This window comes from Microcoleus sp. EPA2 (assembly GCA_020882975.1).
In the GTDB taxonomy this organism is placed as follows: domain Bacteria; phylum Cyanobacteriota; class Cyanobacteriia; order Cyanobacteriales; family Microcoleaceae; genus Microcoleus.
In genome coordinates, this window is record JAHRFD010000002.1 from 254,452 (window position 1) to 269,642 (window position 15,191).

Sequence of the window (15,191 nt, forward strand, 5' to 3'; positions counted from 1 at the left end):
ATGGTATTTTGTCAACGATATATGAAAAAAAATACAATGAAAAAAATTACAATATTGTCGATCGCCCTACTGATGTTGGCAGCAATTCCAGAGTGTCCCCAGGTGGGACTGGGGCTAAGTGCGATCGGCCAACCAAAACCCCTCCAATCACCCAAAAAAGACGACCCCAAAAGCCTCGGCTACGTCTCCCCCGAATTTGCCGAAAAGGTGTCCCAACAGGAAATTGAGCAAATCAACGCCAACGTCGAAACCCTGCTGCTAACTAAAAGCTGCATCCGCTGCGACCTCCGAGGTATAAAATTAGTTAACCTTACTTTAAAAAACCCGATCGTTACCGGAGCAGATTTATCAGACGCCAACCTCAGCGGAGGTACTTTCGAGATAGCAGATTTTGTCAACACTAACCTAGCACGAACTGATTTAAGTGGCTCAGTTTTAATAGGAGCCAGAATCAGCAATACTAATCTCAGGAAAGCTAACTTGACAAATACTAATTTAGATGGTGCTGACTTGCGCTTTGCTGATTTGAGAGATGCCAATCTTTCTAATACGAATCTCCGCAATGCTAACATGGATGGTGCTAGTTTGGATCGAGCCAGTATGGGAGGCACAACTATGCCCGATGGCCGGAAAAATCAATGATATTTAATCATTTGACATTAGATCGCGTACATGGGAATATTATATCTAGACATATATCGCACAAACTACAGAAAAAAATATGAGCGAAGACGAACATATCCTGCAACTACCTCATATAAGCTTGAAAAGTAGAACGCTACTACCGGAAGAATCGGGAATATATTACGTTGTAGATGAAAAATCCATAATTTGGTACATCGGAAAAGCACAGAATCTGCGTAGCCGGTGGACAGGTGACAGCCACCACAGACTAGATCAACTACAAAAGCAACGAAAAAAGCAGTTTACTATCTACTATGAATTATTACCTGAATCGCTACTCGATCTTATCGAACAGCAGCGGATTGAAATTTACAGCCCGCAGTTAAATGGAACTCAAGTCAAGGCTAAGAAATTACGCCCCACAGAGACATTATTACGGGAAACGTTATTTAGTCTGGCCCCTTACTGTTTTGTATTAGGTGTGGAATCCCCCCGAAAAGAAGACATTAAATTCATCGAAGATTCTATTAATTGGCAACAAAATTGGAGGGTTAAAAAGGCTGTTTTGCCTCTGATTGTAATACACATTTGCATAAATATAAGTGAATTAGGCTACAACTGGAACTCAGAAATGCGTTTCCTGAGAACGATTTTTAGAAAGCGCAGTAATTATTATAATAATTGGGAATTTGCTTATACTTATAAAGGTAAACCAATTTATGAATTAGCTGTGAGAAGATTGTTGGTTAATGGCTTCGCTATAGAACTATATGCAATCGACAAAGAAGCATTAGAATACATTCAAGGCTACGATTTGACTCAAGTAGCCAAAGTAGAGATTAGGACTGTTGATGACGCTTCTTTAGCCATCCTAAAAAATAAGTGTTTGCTTGGGATTGCAGGGATATCATTGGCTAATGATAACCAAGATTATCCATACGATCAACTTTCCCGCAAGGCTATAGAACGAATATATCCTTATAAACAAGATTTGGTTAAATTGCTTTTTGATGAAGATATCGATTTAAGTAAACTGCAAGTATTACCAATAGATACAAGAAATCTCCGCGACATTAATACAGGTTTACTTGTAAGGTTAGCAAACATTGTCCAGAAAAAACAATATCTCGCGGCATTATTAACAGAACGTGGTATTGACTTGAATCGTTATGAGGTAAATAGGTATCTAGAGCAACTACCAAAGGATGATAATTACATAGACAGCAGTACATATAAAAGAATGAATATCTTTATTAAGCCATTCTTTGGTAAGCTCAAAGAGCCTATAGGAGACAAAATTGTTAATTCTGAAGTTATTCGGATGAACAATACAATATATGGTGCAAAAGGGATGACGAGTCAAATCTCTCTGCGTGAACGTTACAAAGAAGTTTATTTGCAGGCCACAGTAGATAGAGTATTTTGGTTACTGCTAGAAACCTATCTATCTGATTTTGCTAAAGTAAAGCTCAACGAAGAAGAAGGGTATATAAGCAAGGCGTATGTATCGCCTAGAAGATTTATAGCACCTGCGATAGTCACTGTCACCTTAAATGGGAAATGGAAAGCAGATATTCCGTTTGGTTCTAAAGATAATATGTCGTACAATGCAAGTATAGAGGCGATCGCAAGTCTCTTACAGGCAAGCGGAATACCTAAGCTGAAGTTCTCATTCACACAGGAGTCTATACGCACATAGCTGTTTGCAGAAGAAAGAGTTGTGGTATGGAGTGCATCAGGTTTGAGATGAGGAAGCGACACAGAAACGATGATTCTCACGCACCGTTTGTTGTGTGGTGCGTCAGTTGTGAGAAAGTTGGTTTGGATCGAAAATAATGGTAGCTGACGCACCCTACTACTGACGCTAATTTAGATGGTGCTGACTTGCGCTTTGCTGATTTGAGAGATGCCAATCTTTCTAATACGAATCTCCGCAATGCTAACATGGATGGTGCTAGTCTCGACCGAGCCAGTATGGGAGGCACAATCATGCCCGATGGCCGGAAAAATCAATGATATTAAATTTTGTTATTTATGAGTAGCCTGACCTTTACCTCTGCCCATCAGCTAGCGCGAATGATTCGCGATCGCAAAGTCTCTGCTGTCGAAGTTCTCGATACTTACCTAACTCAAATCGCCCTACACAACTCGAAATTAAATGCCATTTGTACCCTGGATGAAGATAAGGCTCGTACTAGAGCAAAACTTGCCGATGAAGCCCTAGCCAAAGGAGAAAATTGGGGTGCTTTACATGGAGTTCCGATCACGATTAAAGACGTCATAGAAACAGCCGGAATCCTGACCACAGCAGGCTATATTCCCCTCAAAAATTACTTCCCCCAAGAGGATGCAACGGCTGTGGCGAGATTGCGGGCCGCAGGCGCTGTCATCATGGGCAAAACCAATATGGCGGAACTAGCAGCAGATTATCAAAGCACAAATTCTCTGTTTCCACGGGTCAATAATCCTTGGCATCTTGACTATACTCCTGGTGGGAGTTCAGGAGGTAGTGCTGCTGCGATCGCAGCCGGACTTTCACCGTTGGATTTAGGCAATGATTTCGGGGGTTCAGTGCGTCAACCAGCTCACTTTTGTGGTGTTTATGGCTTAAAGCCGACGGATCGCCGTATTTCTACAGCAGGGCTTATTCCTGAAGTGCCGGGAATGCCATTGTGTATTCGGCACATGATGACAGTGGGGTGTTTTGCCCGATCGATCGAAGACATCCAACTCTGTTTTTCGTTAATTGCCGGCGCGGATTTGCGACGCCCCGATGTCCCACCGATTCCACTCGATCGACCTTCTGGGAAGCCTTTGCAACATCTCAAAATCGCTTGGAGTGATGAATGGGCCGATGTTCCGGTTGCTGCTGAGATTCGATCTGCTATGAATGCGATCGCCCAAACACTCTCTGAGGCGGGTGTCCGAGTCGAGCCCTGGATGCCCGAAGACTTTGACTATACAAAAATATTTAATCTTTACGGACGGGTTTCAGCATACCTGAATGCGTATGCTCAACCAGTCGATCGATATAATATCCGTCGCAGTTTGCAGTTGATTTTTCGTACCGCCACCCAGGGCGATAAGCAACTCCGAAAATTAGGTAATTTCGCCAGCATTTTGCCAGAATTATTGAATCCAAGTTTAAAAGGATATTTCGAGGCACTTACAGAACGCGATCGCTTTACTGCTTATATGGATGAGGCTTTAGAACCTTGGGATGTATGGCTTTGTCCAGTTGCTGCAACCCCTGCGTTTACCCATTGTCCTGCTTGGAGTGCCGTTGATGTTGATGGCAGATCCTATCCTTATGCAGTGGCAAACGGAACTTACACCATTCCATTTAATCTTAGCGGACATCCTGCGGTGGTAATTCCGATTGGCAAAACTCAGAATGGTTTACCGATTGGAATGCAAATTGTTGGTAAGCGGTGGTGTGAAATGGAGTTATTTGCGCTCGCAAGTGCGATTGACAAAGTGGTTGGTGGCTTTCAACACCCACCTGGTTACTGAACTGGCGATCGAGTTTCAATTAGTTTTCAATAACTAACAACTAATACCATTTCTCTAAAATCGTGCAAAAATCTTTTACCCCCCTTTATAAAGGGGAGGGACAAGACTACTGTTGCATTCTTTTTTAAAATTTGTATAACAACTAACTCATACTTGCTAGGGGTTCCCAACTTGTGACATCTTCAAACAAAGATTCATACCCCGCCACATTGGGATGAATCCCATCTGAAATTAAGCGCGATCGACACCAATCACTACCCCGATCGCACCACTTGTCAAAAATATCTAAATAAGGGATTCCCCGCTGCACACAAGCCACTCTGGTTGCTTCTTTATATCGATACTGGTCAGCATGACTGTAATACAAACAATCCTGAAAAGGCATTTTACTTTCATCCACCGGCACCATCCCCACAAAAATCACAGGACAAAGTTGTTGTGACAAATTTAACAAGTGGTCTAAAACAGTTTTAAAATGTTCAAAGTCAGTATAATTTCGCCCGATCGCAGATTGTAGTCTCGCCGAATCATTCAGCCCTACCGAAAGAATCATCGCATCCGGGACACGATTTCTGAGCTCACCACGGTGACGAAACTCATTCTCTAGCCGCTGGGCGACTTGATAAGCGCGATCGCCCCTAACCCCCAAATTATAAAGAACGTGCCCAGGAATCTCCGACAACATCCATTGTCGTCGCAGTCGTTCCACCCAGCCCCCGCCCACATTGTCGCCAAAACCGTAGATTAAACTGTCCCCAAACGCCACCAATTTTAGAGGATGAGAAGTTATCGGACGCAAGTGATCGAAGGAATAAGCTGTCGCTGCGTGCATAACAAAACGGTACTCAATGAATAATTGACATATTCACACTATATTTCAATGAGACCCGATCGCCTTCAACCCGATCGCACCGAGACCGTGGATTTACCCGAATTTGTTGTTGACATTCTCACGCCAGCTAAAGCCACGGTGATTCTAAACATTACTGCTTAGGCTTCCTCTTTCTACGACCCGACTTATTTGAAGGAGTTTCCTCACCCAAACTCTTGTCGATGTCTCCAGAGGCGTTTGAGGTTCCCGTATGCCCTACGGTACGCAATCCTAGTTCTAATATGTTGCGAGCGGCATTCCAATCTCGGTCTAAGACAAATCCACAATGCGGACAAATGTGTGTTCTTTGACTTAACAATTTTTTCGCCACTTTCCCGCAATTAGAGCAATTTTGACTGGTGTAGTGAGGTGGTACTGCAACAGTCGCCACCCCAAATACTTTGCCAAAATATTCAACCCAATTCCTAAAAGCTGTCCAGGCTGCATCTGATATAGACTTGGACAGTTTTTTGTTCCTGACCATATTACGCACTGACAAGTCTTCATAGGCTACCAAGTCGTTAGACTGGACTACGCACCTTGCTAATTTCACAGCAAAGTCTTTACGCCGCCTGCTTACCTTGAGGTGCTTTCTACTCAAGCGATTTCGCGCTTTATCTCTGTTCTTAGAGCTTTTCTGGGTTCTCGAAAGTCTGCGATTAAGCTTTTTAAGTGACCGTTCAGATTTTCTTAAATGACGCGGATTCTCAATGGTATTGCCATCGGAGTCTGTATAGAAGTGCGTTAACCCTACGTCTAAACCAATAGTTCGTCCCGTAGGTTCCCGTTTTTCATTTCGTTCGACATCAATACAGAACTGCACATAGTATCCATCTGCTCGACGAACTACGCGAACCCGCTTGATTTGACTATTCTGATAAAAGTGAAGGTCGCGAGTTCCCCATAACTTAAAACTTCCCGCTTTAAATCCATCACTAAAAGTTATATTTCGCCTGTCGTCAGAAAGCACCCATCCGCAAGTCTTGTATTCAACAGAACCGTGCGTTTCATGCTTTTTGAAACGGGGAAAACCTTTTTTTCCGAGTTTTGCTTTTTTGCAGTTGTCAAAAAACCGCGCAATCGCCGACCAAGCTCTCTGTGCGGAAGCTTGCCTTGCCATTGAGTTGAGCTTCGCAGCCCAAGGGAATTCTTTGGCAAGTACCGCACAATAAGCGCTTAAGTCGTAGCGACCTACACCTTTTGTGTCCATCCAGTACCTGATGCAGCTATTCCGAATAAAGCGAGCAGTACGAATGGCTTCGTCTAGCCGTTTATACTGCTCGCTCTTTCCTTCTAGTTTAGCTTCAAATACTAACATTTACGTCGCTACGATGGATATAAAACACTATAGCATAGTTTTCATGAAATTAAATCCGTCCTACAAGGACGGGGCTTTAGACCCAGTTCTTTGGTAAACTAGAATCTAACATCAGATAAGTAGGTAGTCTCATGGCTAAGCGTCCACCCTTTGATTCAACTCAGCTAACCCGTAGGGCAGAAGAGTTGATCAGTGCTGCATCCAACCGTTATCGGATTACGGTGCAGGTAGCGAACCGCGCCAAACGTCGTCGCTATGAAGATTTTGACAACAATGACGACCATCAAATGAAACCAGTGATGCGGGCTATATTTGAAATGTCTGACGAATTGACACAGCCGGAAATTATCGGAGACATCTAGCTATTTGGAGAGTTTTGAGGTGCGAGCAATTATTTTGACTCAAACTCAAAACTTCCTGAAATTATTTAATATTTGCATAAATTATCAAAACCGTGAAGAAATTAAAGCTGACCTTGAGTTTTTTGTTAATTACTTTGAGTGTGGCTATTTTCACGCTTTTGAGTTGGATACTGGAATCGGGCCAACTCAGTTTGTCGGCTTTGCAACCATCGGCGTTACAGAATTATCCATCTATTGCTCAGCTCCAAATTGCTCAAGAAGCCTCGCCACGACAAATTAGAGTCCAAGATGCTTGGAAATTTGTCTATCAAAAATTGCCTGATTTCCCCCTCGCCAATAATTACATTTCTAAAGAAACTGGAAAAGTAGACCCCAATAATACTTTAGTTGCACGCTTGATTCGATATCATGTGTTTGTCAAAGGACGGCCACCCAATTATCGCTTTGATTGGAAATTGAGCTTAGCTGATTATTTGGGGGTGACTCCCGATTATTTGGTCGAAAGTGTGTATCCCGGAAACGATGTTTTGCGCTCAAATCCCTTGGAGGGCGATCGGGCTGCGATTCAAGGTTTAAATAGAAGTCAGCGAGATGCTTTGGTTCAAGCTTTAGTTGATGTTTTTACAGGGGATTTGGGTTCATCAGACCCCAAAGCACCGACGGGAGGAAAACCAGAAGGGCGATCGAACTCCCCCACCATACCTCAGCCCCAGCCCGGAGACGCCAAGTTACTAGCACCTTAAAATTTTGTTTCAATGATTAGGTAGAATCATAATTATGCCCCTCTCTTCTCTTCCTCTGTGTTCTCTGCGTTCTCTGCGGTTAAATCATCCGATATCAAAAATTTCTCCATGGTCGATCGCGTAATTAAGACAGGTGACGGATGGCGTTTGGGATGGAACCCCAACAGCACCGAGTTTCAGGGTTTAGTGGGCGGCGATGGTTGGGCGATCGAACTCACCGAGGCTGAGTTGAACGATTTTTGCCACCTACTAGCCCAATTAGCCGCCACCATGACTCAAATGGCCAGTGAGTTGATGGAAGAGGAAAAAATCGCGATCGAAGCCGAAAGCGATTTAGTGTGGGTGCAAGTAGAAGGCTATCCCCAAGCTTACAGCGTGCAATTCATCCTCAGTGCTGGTAGGAGGTGTGAGGGTTTTTGGCCCCCGGCTGCGATACCGGGTTTGACCCAAGCTGCAAAAATTTTAAAAGTTTTTTGATTTTTTTTGACTTTTCCTGAATTTGATGATATGCTGTTAAAGCTGTCGGGACGTAGCGCAGCTTGGTAGCGCACTACTTTGGGGTAGTAGGGGTCGCAGGTTCAAATCCTGTCGTTCCGATTGTAACAAAACCCGCTCAATGAGCGGGTTTTACTGTTTTTAGAGTTTTTTTCACCCTTCTATGCAGTCTCTCCCTCTACAATTTTAATTTCCTCAGCCGTCAATTCATACAACTGATAAACCAGTCGATCTATTTCTTTTTCTAATTCTGTGGTGTCTGCTTTGGGATCGGATTTTTTGGCTGTCAGGATTTGATCGACTATTGATTCAATTCGTATTACAATTTTTTCATTGTCAAATTGAACAGGTAAATTCTTTAAAATTGTTGGTTTAATTTGCGCCAAGGTTCTATTCACTTCCATAGATAACAATCTATAGAAATAAGTTAATAATTTTGAGTTTAAAACACCAACCAGCAATTTATTTGAATATTTACCATTACTCGCCATTACATACAATCCATCTGTCGGAAATATTTGATTAACATCTAATCCCACAATTATTCTGTCTCCAGTAATTACACCAATAATCTTTTCTTGTTTAAGAAATATTTTTTTATTTCTTGGTCGATGCAAAGACCAAAAAGGATGTTTACCTTCCTCAACCTCTTGACAAGTTATCTGCTCCTTAAACGTTTGTAGATAGTTGAGAATATTAGGAATAAGTTGACAAGCGTCGCTTTTTTGTGTATAAAGAATTTTCTTGCCAACATCTTGAACTAGATATTTTTTGAGATCTCGACCACCTGTAATCGTAGAAAAAATAAAATCTTTTTCTAATAAACATCTTTGAATAATTTGATCGTCAACAATAAAAGCATCTTTAAAATCAGGACTGATTCCTCTTTGAATCTCATCATTATCTACTAACTCAATCAATCTGGTATGTTTATATTTATTAATTATTTTATAACCACTAATATTTTTTGTAGGAATAGCTTTATTGGGAATATCCTCGAAAAAAGATGTATTGATTTCTGTTAGTAAAATATTAGATAGCTTGTCAGAGCCACCAACATAATATTCGCCAATCAAAGAAATATTGCTAATGTTAGATGTGAGGAGTATGATACAAGCAGGTCTTGAGACATCTTCAAAAATTGCATCTCCTAAATTCAAAGCTATCTCTAATTGAGATTTATTGAATATTTTTTCGCGTAACTTTTCATTGTCAATTTGATATAAAATCACATCAGGAATAATTTGACATACCAGACCAAATTTTGATTTCAGGGAAAATGTTAAATTAATAAAAAACATAAAAGAATCTACCATCCTAACAACAATGTCAGAATTCATAGCTTTTATATGTTTAAGCTGATTAGGATCTATATTGGCCCCCCAAGGTGGATTCCCAATCACCACATCAAAACCCACAAAATCACCATCATCATTCAGCACTTCAGGAAACTCAAACCGCCATTCAAAAGCATTTTCGTAAATTTTGCCACTTTCTATTTCCTCAATTTCAAATTCTAACTTATCAATCTCATTACTTAACTTAGTGATTTTCTTTTCCCGTGCCTTTTGCTCCGTCGTTGATTCCTGAAATAACAACATTTGATTCTCTAAATTATAACGCTCACCCTCAAGATTTCTCAACTTAGTCTTTTTTGAATCATTCCCATAAAGTGTTGTGCGGAAATTGCCCTTAATAGATGAGATTATGCCTTCCATTTCCCGTTTTTGCTCCTTACTTTCAGCATTGCGGTAAGTTTGCACAGCATTTTTGTAACTATCAATATCACACTTGCTTTTCCTTAAAGCTTGTCGCAAATCAACATCCAACGCAAAACGGCTAATCAAAGAATTACCACATTTGATATTGATATCAATATTTGGTAGAGTTTCCAACTCCGTGTAATGACTTTCGGCTTTATAATAAGCATTTTTCAAAAGTTCAATCCATAACCTCAAACGACATATTTTGACAGAGTTTGGGTTAATATCTACACCAAATAAACAATTTTCAATAATCGTCTGTTTTTCGTGAAATAGAGTTTCTTGTATCCGTTGACTTTCCGGGCTTTTGGGATTATACTCAAATAATAATCCATCATCATCGGTGACAACTAACTCATCATTTGCCACCTCAACCTGATAATCTCTTAATGTTTTCCCTTGTTTATCAATCAAAATCTTTAGTTCACTTTTAATCGCGATCGTTTCATTAAGAGCCGAAACTAAAAAATGTCCAGATCCCACAGCCGGATCGCAAATTTTGAGACTATTGATAATCTGATTAGCTTCTTTCTTGTCTTTAATATTGTCGTACAAGTCGTTAATATTTTGGCAATTCCAGCCTTTAATTTCATTAAAATTCTGCACAACGGCTCGGCGAATTGTTTCGCGGCACATATACATAGTAATGAAGCCTGGAGTAAAGAAAGCTCCATCTTTATAACCGTTGATTTTTTCAAAAATTAACCCAAGCACAGAAGCATTAATCAGCCGTTTATTGTCTTCCTTAATTTCTGATGAACCTTCGCTGCTGAAATCGTAAGCATTCAGAAATTCAAAGAAATATTCCAAGCCATTAAGTTCCCCTGTGCGCTTTTTCCCGTTGCTATCTTTCAAGACGCTAGATGATAAAATCGGCAGATTTTCATCCCGGAGATTGCTAATAGAAATAGTTAAGTGTTCGAGTTCGGTTAGCTCAAATAATGAACTGTTTAAATAAGGAACCTTAGCGAAAATATTTTGGATACTACTACTTCTTTCCTGTGGTTGGCGCGCCAAAACACTAAAGAAAAGGCTATTTAGATCGTCATAGTTCTGTACTTTGCTTAAATTCAAAAATGCAAAGGATTTATCGCCATTGTGATATTTAATTAACTGCGCTTCTAATAATTTCAGGAACAGGATGCGATTTACCCAAGTGATTACTAATTCTAAGCCAACATTAAACAGTCTGTCTTGGTAAGTATCGCCAAACTGTTCTGGTTTTTCGAGTCGGGAGATTTTGTCTAAACTATCAAGTTGCTCGATCGCATTTTCAATCAGTGTACCAATATGGCGGCCTTCTTTTTTCCGCCCGATGAGTTTTTTGCCGCCTGCTTTGGTTTCCGTCAAACCGATGATGTGGAGTAACTCGCTGTAAAATGCTTTATCCAGACTGTTGTTATCATTCGCAAACGGTAATTTCAATAAATGCTCTGGTGAAAGCAGCTTAAATAGTGGAATTAGTTGATTGTCATCTTGCTTTTCGGTATTCCTTAAAGATTGTTCGTAGTCTCGAAGATCGAAATGGGTAAAAGTAATCTCGTCTTTGATTGCTTCAATAGCAGGTGCCGCAATTTCTTGATAGAAAAAGTCAGTTTTTTTCCCCGTTAGTCTTCCTGCTTCAAAATCGGTAAATAGTTTTACCAGTTGTTGATTCTGAGCAAAGGATTTTTCAAAAGTACCAGCATCAAAAATGAACCACTCGTAAACATTGGTTGCGACTAAATATTTGATTTCAAGGTTTTTTCCAGAAATGCGATCGCGCAAAAAATAGAGTACCAATTCCTGAAAGGCTTTGCTATTCAGATTGTCAACCTTAAGCATCTCGCCTTCGTTGGTTGGCTTTTTAGCTTCCAGAATTACACCAACGCTGTTTTTGGCATCTTTTCCGTTATGAATAACTAGGTCATTGCGTCCTTTTGTGTTGATGAAATGATTGGCTCCATAATAAGTCTCACGCAAAAACTGCGCCACCAGATTTTTGTGAAATTCCTCCGATTCTGCTTCGTTGATGTGGTCGATTAATCTCATCAGATTGTGTTTAAATTTTTCAAAATCATCCCGATTGGGTTTCACCTTAAGGAATGCTTTATTTAATGCTTTTATCGGCGGTATTTTATTTGGACTCATCTGCTTTTAAATTTAATTTAATTATGATCAAATTAATTAATTATGTTTAATTATAGCAACCAAATAAAATGACGCCCGCAACAGTTTCCCCTAAGTACAAAAGCACTTCTAGAAAACCTGCGGGCGTCAAAATCAACCAAGCTTAAATCTTAGAACAGACCAAGAGTGAAAGATTTGTCGATGGGGAAAACAGCGCCAATACCCAACCACAGAGTGATTGCTGTTCCCAATAGGAAAACAGTAGTAGCCACAGGGCGACGGAACGGATTTTGAAACTTGTTAACGCCCTCGATGAACGGAATCAAAATCAAACCCACGGGAACGCCAGCCATGCAAGCAATACCCAACAATTTGTTAGGCAAAACGCGCAGGAGTTGGAACACTGGCCACAAATACCATTCCGGCAGAATTTCTAGCGGAGTAGCAAAAGGATTAGCAGGTTCCCCAACTAAAGCCGGGTCAAGCACAGCCAAACCGACGCACAGAGAAATTGTTCCCATGATTACTACAGGGAAAACATAGAGCAAGTCATTGGGCCAGGCTGGTTCGCCGTAATAGTTGTGGCCCATGCCCTTGGCGAGTTTAGCGCGGAGCGCTGGATCGCTCAAATCCGGTTTTTTGAGAATAGACATAACGACAGTGTTCTCCTTTTGGTTGTTGGCTGTAAATAAATATGATGAGCGATGAATTCTGAATTTTCAACTCAAAACTTAGCAAGGGGCAAAAAAATATTGCCCCTACAACTCAAAACTTACAACGGGCCTGAGATTCCTTGCTTGCGAATCATCAAGAAGTGAGCCAGCATGAATACTGCAATCAGCCAAGGCAACACAAATGTGTGCAAGCTGTAATAGCGGCTTAATGTACCTTGACCGACGCTGACGCCGCCACGGAGTAACTCAACCATTAAAGAACCCACAAAGGGGATGGCTTCTGGAACGCCGGAAACGATTTTGACTGCCCAGTAACCAATTTGATCCCAAGGTAGGGAATAGCCCGTCACGCCGAAGGAGACGGTGATGACTGCCAAAATTACTCCTGTAACCCAGGTGAGTTCGCGGGGTTTTTTGAAGCCGCCGGTCAGGTAAACGCGGAAGGTGTGGAGAATCATCATCAGCACCATCATGCTGGCGGACCAGCGATGGATGGAACGAATCAGCCAACCAAAGCTGACTTCATTCATGATGTATTGGACGGATGAAAAAGCTTCTGCTACCGTGGGACGGTAATAGAACGTCATGGCGAAGCCGGTGGCAAACTGGATGATGAAACAAACCAGAGTGATGCCGCCCAAGCAGTAGAAGATATTGACGTGGGGGGGTACGTACTTGGTTGTGATGTCGTCGGCGAGCGCTTGAATTTCCAGGCGTTCGTCAAACCACTGGTAGGTTTTTGATTCGGTGATTTGTTTAGAAAACATGGAGCCAGAATTCCTAAAAGAATATTGCTGTGGTTGAGATTAAGGGCAGCAGCCACAAGGATTTTTGTCGCCCCGCGATCGCCAGTAAGCTTTTACTAGCAACTGACTTTGGCTATTTTTAAATTGGGAGCTGACTGAGGCACTCGATGGTGCGGTCGCTGTTAGCGCTGGGAAACGGAGCCCTAGCTTGCTCCCCTTTGCTGGCGTTGCCCGATCGAATTCCTGACTATGATAAAAAATGTAACATAATAGCCGTGCAGATTTCACGGAGCGATCGCTTTTGCTTGGGTCTCAAACACCATTTTTCCCAAGCTGCATATCTGCCCCAAGCTGCCATATCGCCACGAGCCTAGCTACACAGTAGAATCTGATGCAGTGAGCGGACTCAGGTTTCTAAATTTTCATATTTTTGATAAAACTTCACTTAATCTGGGTTAAATGTCAACTTTAACTAATTTTTAGGGCGGGACTGCCACAGACCTGATGCTGTTTAGGACTTTGGCCTCAACCAGGTTGGTTCAGGTAATTAGCTGATTTGAGATTAAGGAAGAGAACGACAAACCGGCTTGTTTTGGGTTGAGGGCTTCCTGGACTGGCTGGATGACTTTTGCCTTCGGAGAGTTGAAGTTGAATGTGCAAAAGGTCAAAAACGTACAAACTTAAAATACAACAGATACCAATCTACTCATATTTTACGGAACAATCATGCACAGACGAGTTTTCCAGATCGCAATTTTACTTGTCCTCCAATGGGTTATGGTTTTGGGTTCTTGGGCCGAGCCGGCGATGGCGCTGACTGATGAACAGAAGCTATTGAACGAAGCTTGGCGAATTGTCAACCGCTCTTATGTGGACGATACCTTCAATCATCGCAACTGGAGGTCGATTCGCGAACAGACTATCAAGGCCCCTCTGAGCGATCGAGAACAAACCTATACAGCGATTCAGGATATGCTGGCTAATCTGGATGACCCCTTTACTCGACTGCTGAAACCAGAACAGTACCGCAGTTTGCAGGTCAACACTTCTGGGGAACTGACTGGTGTGGGGCTACAAATTGCGATCGACCCCCAGACTAACACTCTGACAGTGATTGCTCCGATTGCCGGTTCACCAGCCGATAAAGCCGGTATCCAACCCCTCGATCGCATTTTGAAAATTGACGGCACTCCTACCTCAGAACTGAGTCTAGACGAAGCCGCCACTAAAATGCGCGGCCGGGCCGGCACTGCTGTCATCCTCACCTTGGGGCGCGAAGGTAGGGAATCTCCACAGGATATTGAGTTAGTGCGCGATCGCATTGCTCTCAATCCGGTTTATGCCGAGTTGCAGTCTGGGCCGGAAAATTTACCCGTGGGCTACATTCGCCTCAGTCAATTCAGCGCTAACGCCACTGCGGAAGTCAGTAATGCGATCGACCGACTCGAAAAACAAGGAGCCGCCGCCTACATTCTCGACCTGCGGAACAACCCAGGGGGACTGCTGCAATCCGGGATTGAAATTGCCCGGTTGTGGATCGATTCCGGCACCATTGTTTACACAGTGAATCGACAAGGTGTTCTCGGCAGTTTTGATGCCTATGGACAGGCGCTAACAGGCGATCCCCTGATTGTTTTGGTAAACAAGGGAACTGCCAGTGCTAGCGAAATTTTGGCCGGTGCGCTGCAAGATAATGGCAGAGCTCAACTGGTGGGAGAAAAGACCTTTGGTAAAGGGCTGATTCAGTCCCTGTTTGATTTGTCAGATGGTTCGGGATTGGCTGTGACTGTGGCGAAATACGAGACGCCCAATCACACGGATATTCACAAAATGGGGATTGTGCCCGATCGGGTAGTACCTAGCGAGTCGATGACGCGGGATCAAATTGGCACTGAGAGCGACTTGCAATATCAAGCTGCACTCCAACTGCTGAAGCAAAAAACCGTAATGGCGAAGTCAGCTTGAAACCCAAG

The 15,191-nt window shown here is 42.3% G+C and carries 14 protein-coding genes and 1 tRNA gene; 10 read left to right on the top strand and 5 right to left on the bottom strand.

Going from position 1 to position 15,191, the window contains the following annotated elements:
- The first annotated feature begins 36 nt into the window (after positions 1–36).
- The 4 genes from AAFP14_RS03560 (at position 37) to AAFP14_RS03575 (ending at position 4,137) form a co-directional block, all read left to right on the top strand.
- Entirely contained in the window at positions 37–642 is a 606-nt protein-coding gene (locus tag AAFP14_RS03560; RefSeq protein WP_341730926.1) for a pentapeptide repeat-containing protein, read from the top strand.
- 79 nt (positions 643–721) lie between these two features.
- Positions 722–2,323, top strand: a complete 1,602-nt coding sequence (locus tag AAFP14_RS03565) for a GIY-YIG nuclease family protein (protein ID WP_341730927.1) — start codon at positions 722–724, stop codon at positions 2,321–2,323.
- 143 nt (positions 2,324–2,466) lie between these two features.
- Positions 2,467–2,640, top strand: coding sequence for a pentapeptide repeat-containing protein (locus tag AAFP14_RS03570; RefSeq protein ID WP_341731083.1), 174 nt, complete (start codon positions 2,467–2,469; stop codon positions 2,638–2,640).
- Between the two features lie 18 nt (positions 2,641–2,658).
- Positions 2,659–4,137: an amidase gene (locus AAFP14_RS03575; RefSeq protein ID WP_341730928.1), complete on the top strand. Its 1,479-nt coding sequence runs from the start codon at positions 2,659–2,661 to the stop codon at positions 4,135–4,137.
- A gap of 142 nt (positions 4,138–4,279) precedes the next feature.
- Here AAFP14_RS03575 and AAFP14_RS03580 read toward each other — a convergent pair whose 3' ends face one another.
- Positions 4,280–4,969: a GDSL-type esterase/lipase family protein gene (locus tag AAFP14_RS03580; protein WP_341730929.1), complete on the bottom strand. Its 690-nt coding sequence runs from the start codon at positions 4,967–4,969 to the stop codon at positions 4,280–4,282.
- A 151-nt stretch (positions 4,970–5,120) separates the two neighbouring features.
- Positions 5,121–6,326 (bottom strand): RNA-guided endonuclease InsQ/TnpB family protein, encoded by a 1,206-nt coding sequence (locus tag AAFP14_RS03585; RefSeq protein ID WP_341730930.1) that lies wholly within the window; start codon positions 6,324–6,326, stop codon positions 5,121–5,123.
- 131 nt (positions 6,327–6,457) lie between these two features.
- On the opposite strand from AAFP14_RS03585, the gene AAFP14_RS03590 reads away from it, so the two are divergent.
- The 4 genes from AAFP14_RS03590 (at position 6,458) to AAFP14_RS03605 (ending at position 8,028) form a co-directional block, all read left to right on the top strand.
- The gene (locus tag AAFP14_RS03590; RefSeq protein ID WP_340521819.1) at positions 6,458–6,688 is read left to right on the top strand and encodes a DNA-directed RNA polymerase subunit omega; all 231 of its coding nucleotides are present in this window, start codon (positions 6,458–6,460) and stop codon (positions 6,686–6,688) included.
- Between the two features lie 92 nt (positions 6,689–6,780).
- Positions 6,781–7,431: a hypothetical protein gene (locus AAFP14_RS03595; RefSeq protein WP_341730931.1), complete on the top strand. Its 651-nt coding sequence runs from the start codon at positions 6,781–6,783 to the stop codon at positions 7,429–7,431.
- Positions 7,432–7,539: 108 nt separating this feature from the next.
- The gene (locus AAFP14_RS03600) at positions 7,540–7,908 is read left to right on the top strand and encodes a DUF1818 family protein (protein WP_341730932.1); all 369 of its coding nucleotides are present in this window, start codon (positions 7,540–7,542) and stop codon (positions 7,906–7,908) included.
- Between the two features lie 46 nt (positions 7,909–7,954).
- A tRNA-Pro gene (locus AAFP14_RS03605) sits at positions 7,955–8,028 on the top strand.
- Positions 8,029–8,087: 59 nt separating this feature from the next.
- Here the strand turns inward: AAFP14_RS03605 and AAFP14_RS03610 are convergent.
- The 3 genes from AAFP14_RS03610 to petB all read right to left on the bottom strand — a co-directional run bounded on the left by AAFP14_RS03610 (position 8,088) and on the right by petB (position 13,239).
- Positions 8,088–11,819, bottom strand: a complete 3,732-nt coding sequence (locus tag AAFP14_RS03610) for a DUF7149 domain-containing protein (protein WP_472851019.1) — start codon at positions 11,817–11,819, stop codon at positions 8,088–8,090.
- Between the two features lie 149 nt (positions 11,820–11,968).
- Positions 11,969–12,451, bottom strand: a complete 483-nt coding sequence (gene petD / locus AAFP14_RS03615; RefSeq protein ID WP_340521813.1) for a cytochrome b6-f complex subunit IV — start codon at positions 12,449–12,451, stop codon at positions 11,969–11,971.
- Positions 12,452–12,570: 119 nt separating this feature from the next.
- Positions 12,571–13,239 carry a cytochrome b6 gene (petB, locus tag AAFP14_RS03620; protein WP_340521812.1) on the bottom strand — a complete coding sequence of 223 codons (669 nt, stop codon included), beginning with the start codon at positions 13,237–13,239 and terminating at the stop codon, positions 12,571–12,573.
- A gap of 146 nt (positions 13,240–13,385) precedes the next feature.
- On the opposite strand from petB, the gene AAFP14_RS03625 reads away from it, so the two are divergent.
- Positions 13,386–13,592, top strand: a complete 207-nt coding sequence (locus AAFP14_RS03625; RefSeq protein WP_341730934.1) for a hypothetical protein — start codon at positions 13,386–13,388, stop codon at positions 13,590–13,592.
- Positions 13,593–13,944: 352 nt separating this feature from the next.
- Positions 13,945–15,183 (top strand): carboxyl-terminal processing protease CtpA, encoded by a 1,239-nt coding sequence (gene ctpA / locus AAFP14_RS03630; RefSeq protein ID WP_341730935.1) that lies wholly within the window; start codon positions 13,945–13,947, stop codon positions 15,181–15,183.
- The last annotated feature ends 8 nt before the right edge of the window (positions 15,184–15,191 follow it).

Coding starts and splice junctions, on each gene's coding strand:
- AAFP14_RS03560 (WP_341730926.1), top strand. CDS start 37: ATGAAAAAAATTACAATATTGTCGATCGCCCTACTGATGTTGGCAGCA.
- petB (WP_340521812.1), bottom strand. CDS start 13,239: ATGTTTTCTAAACAAATCACCGAATCAAAAACCTACCAGTGGTTTGAC.
- AAFP14_RS03565 (WP_341730927.1), top strand. CDS start 722: ATGAGCGAAGACGAACATATCCTGCAACTACCTCATATAAGCTTGAAA.
- AAFP14_RS03600 (WP_341730932.1), top strand. CDS start 7,540: ATGGTCGATCGCGTAATTAAGACAGGTGACGGATGGCGTTTGGGATGG.
- petD (WP_340521813.1), bottom strand. CDS start 12,451: ATGTCTATTCTCAAAAAACCGGATTTGAGCGATCCAGCGCTCCGCGCT.
- AAFP14_RS03575 (WP_341730928.1), top strand. CDS start 2,659: ATGAGTAGCCTGACCTTTACCTCTGCCCATCAGCTAGCGCGAATGATT.
- AAFP14_RS03585 (WP_341730930.1), bottom strand. CDS start 6,326: ATGTTAGTATTTGAAGCTAAACTAGAAGGAAAGAGCGAGCAGTATAAA.
- AAFP14_RS03590 (WP_340521819.1), top strand. CDS start 6,458: ATGGCTAAGCGTCCACCCTTTGATTCAACTCAGCTAACCCGTAGGGCA.
- ctpA (WP_341730935.1), top strand. CDS start 13,945: ATGCACAGACGAGTTTTCCAGATCGCAATTTTACTTGTCCTCCAATGG.
- AAFP14_RS03580 (WP_341730929.1), bottom strand. CDS start 4,969: ATGCACGCAGCGACAGCTTATTCCTTCGATCACTTGCGTCCGATAACT.
- AAFP14_RS03610 (WP_472851019.1), bottom strand. CDS start 11,819: ATGAGTCCAAATAAAATACCGCCGATAAAAGCATTAAATAAAGCATTC.
- AAFP14_RS03625 (WP_341730934.1), top strand. CDS start 13,386: ATGGTGCGGTCGCTGTTAGCGCTGGGAAACGGAGCCCTAGCTTGCTCC.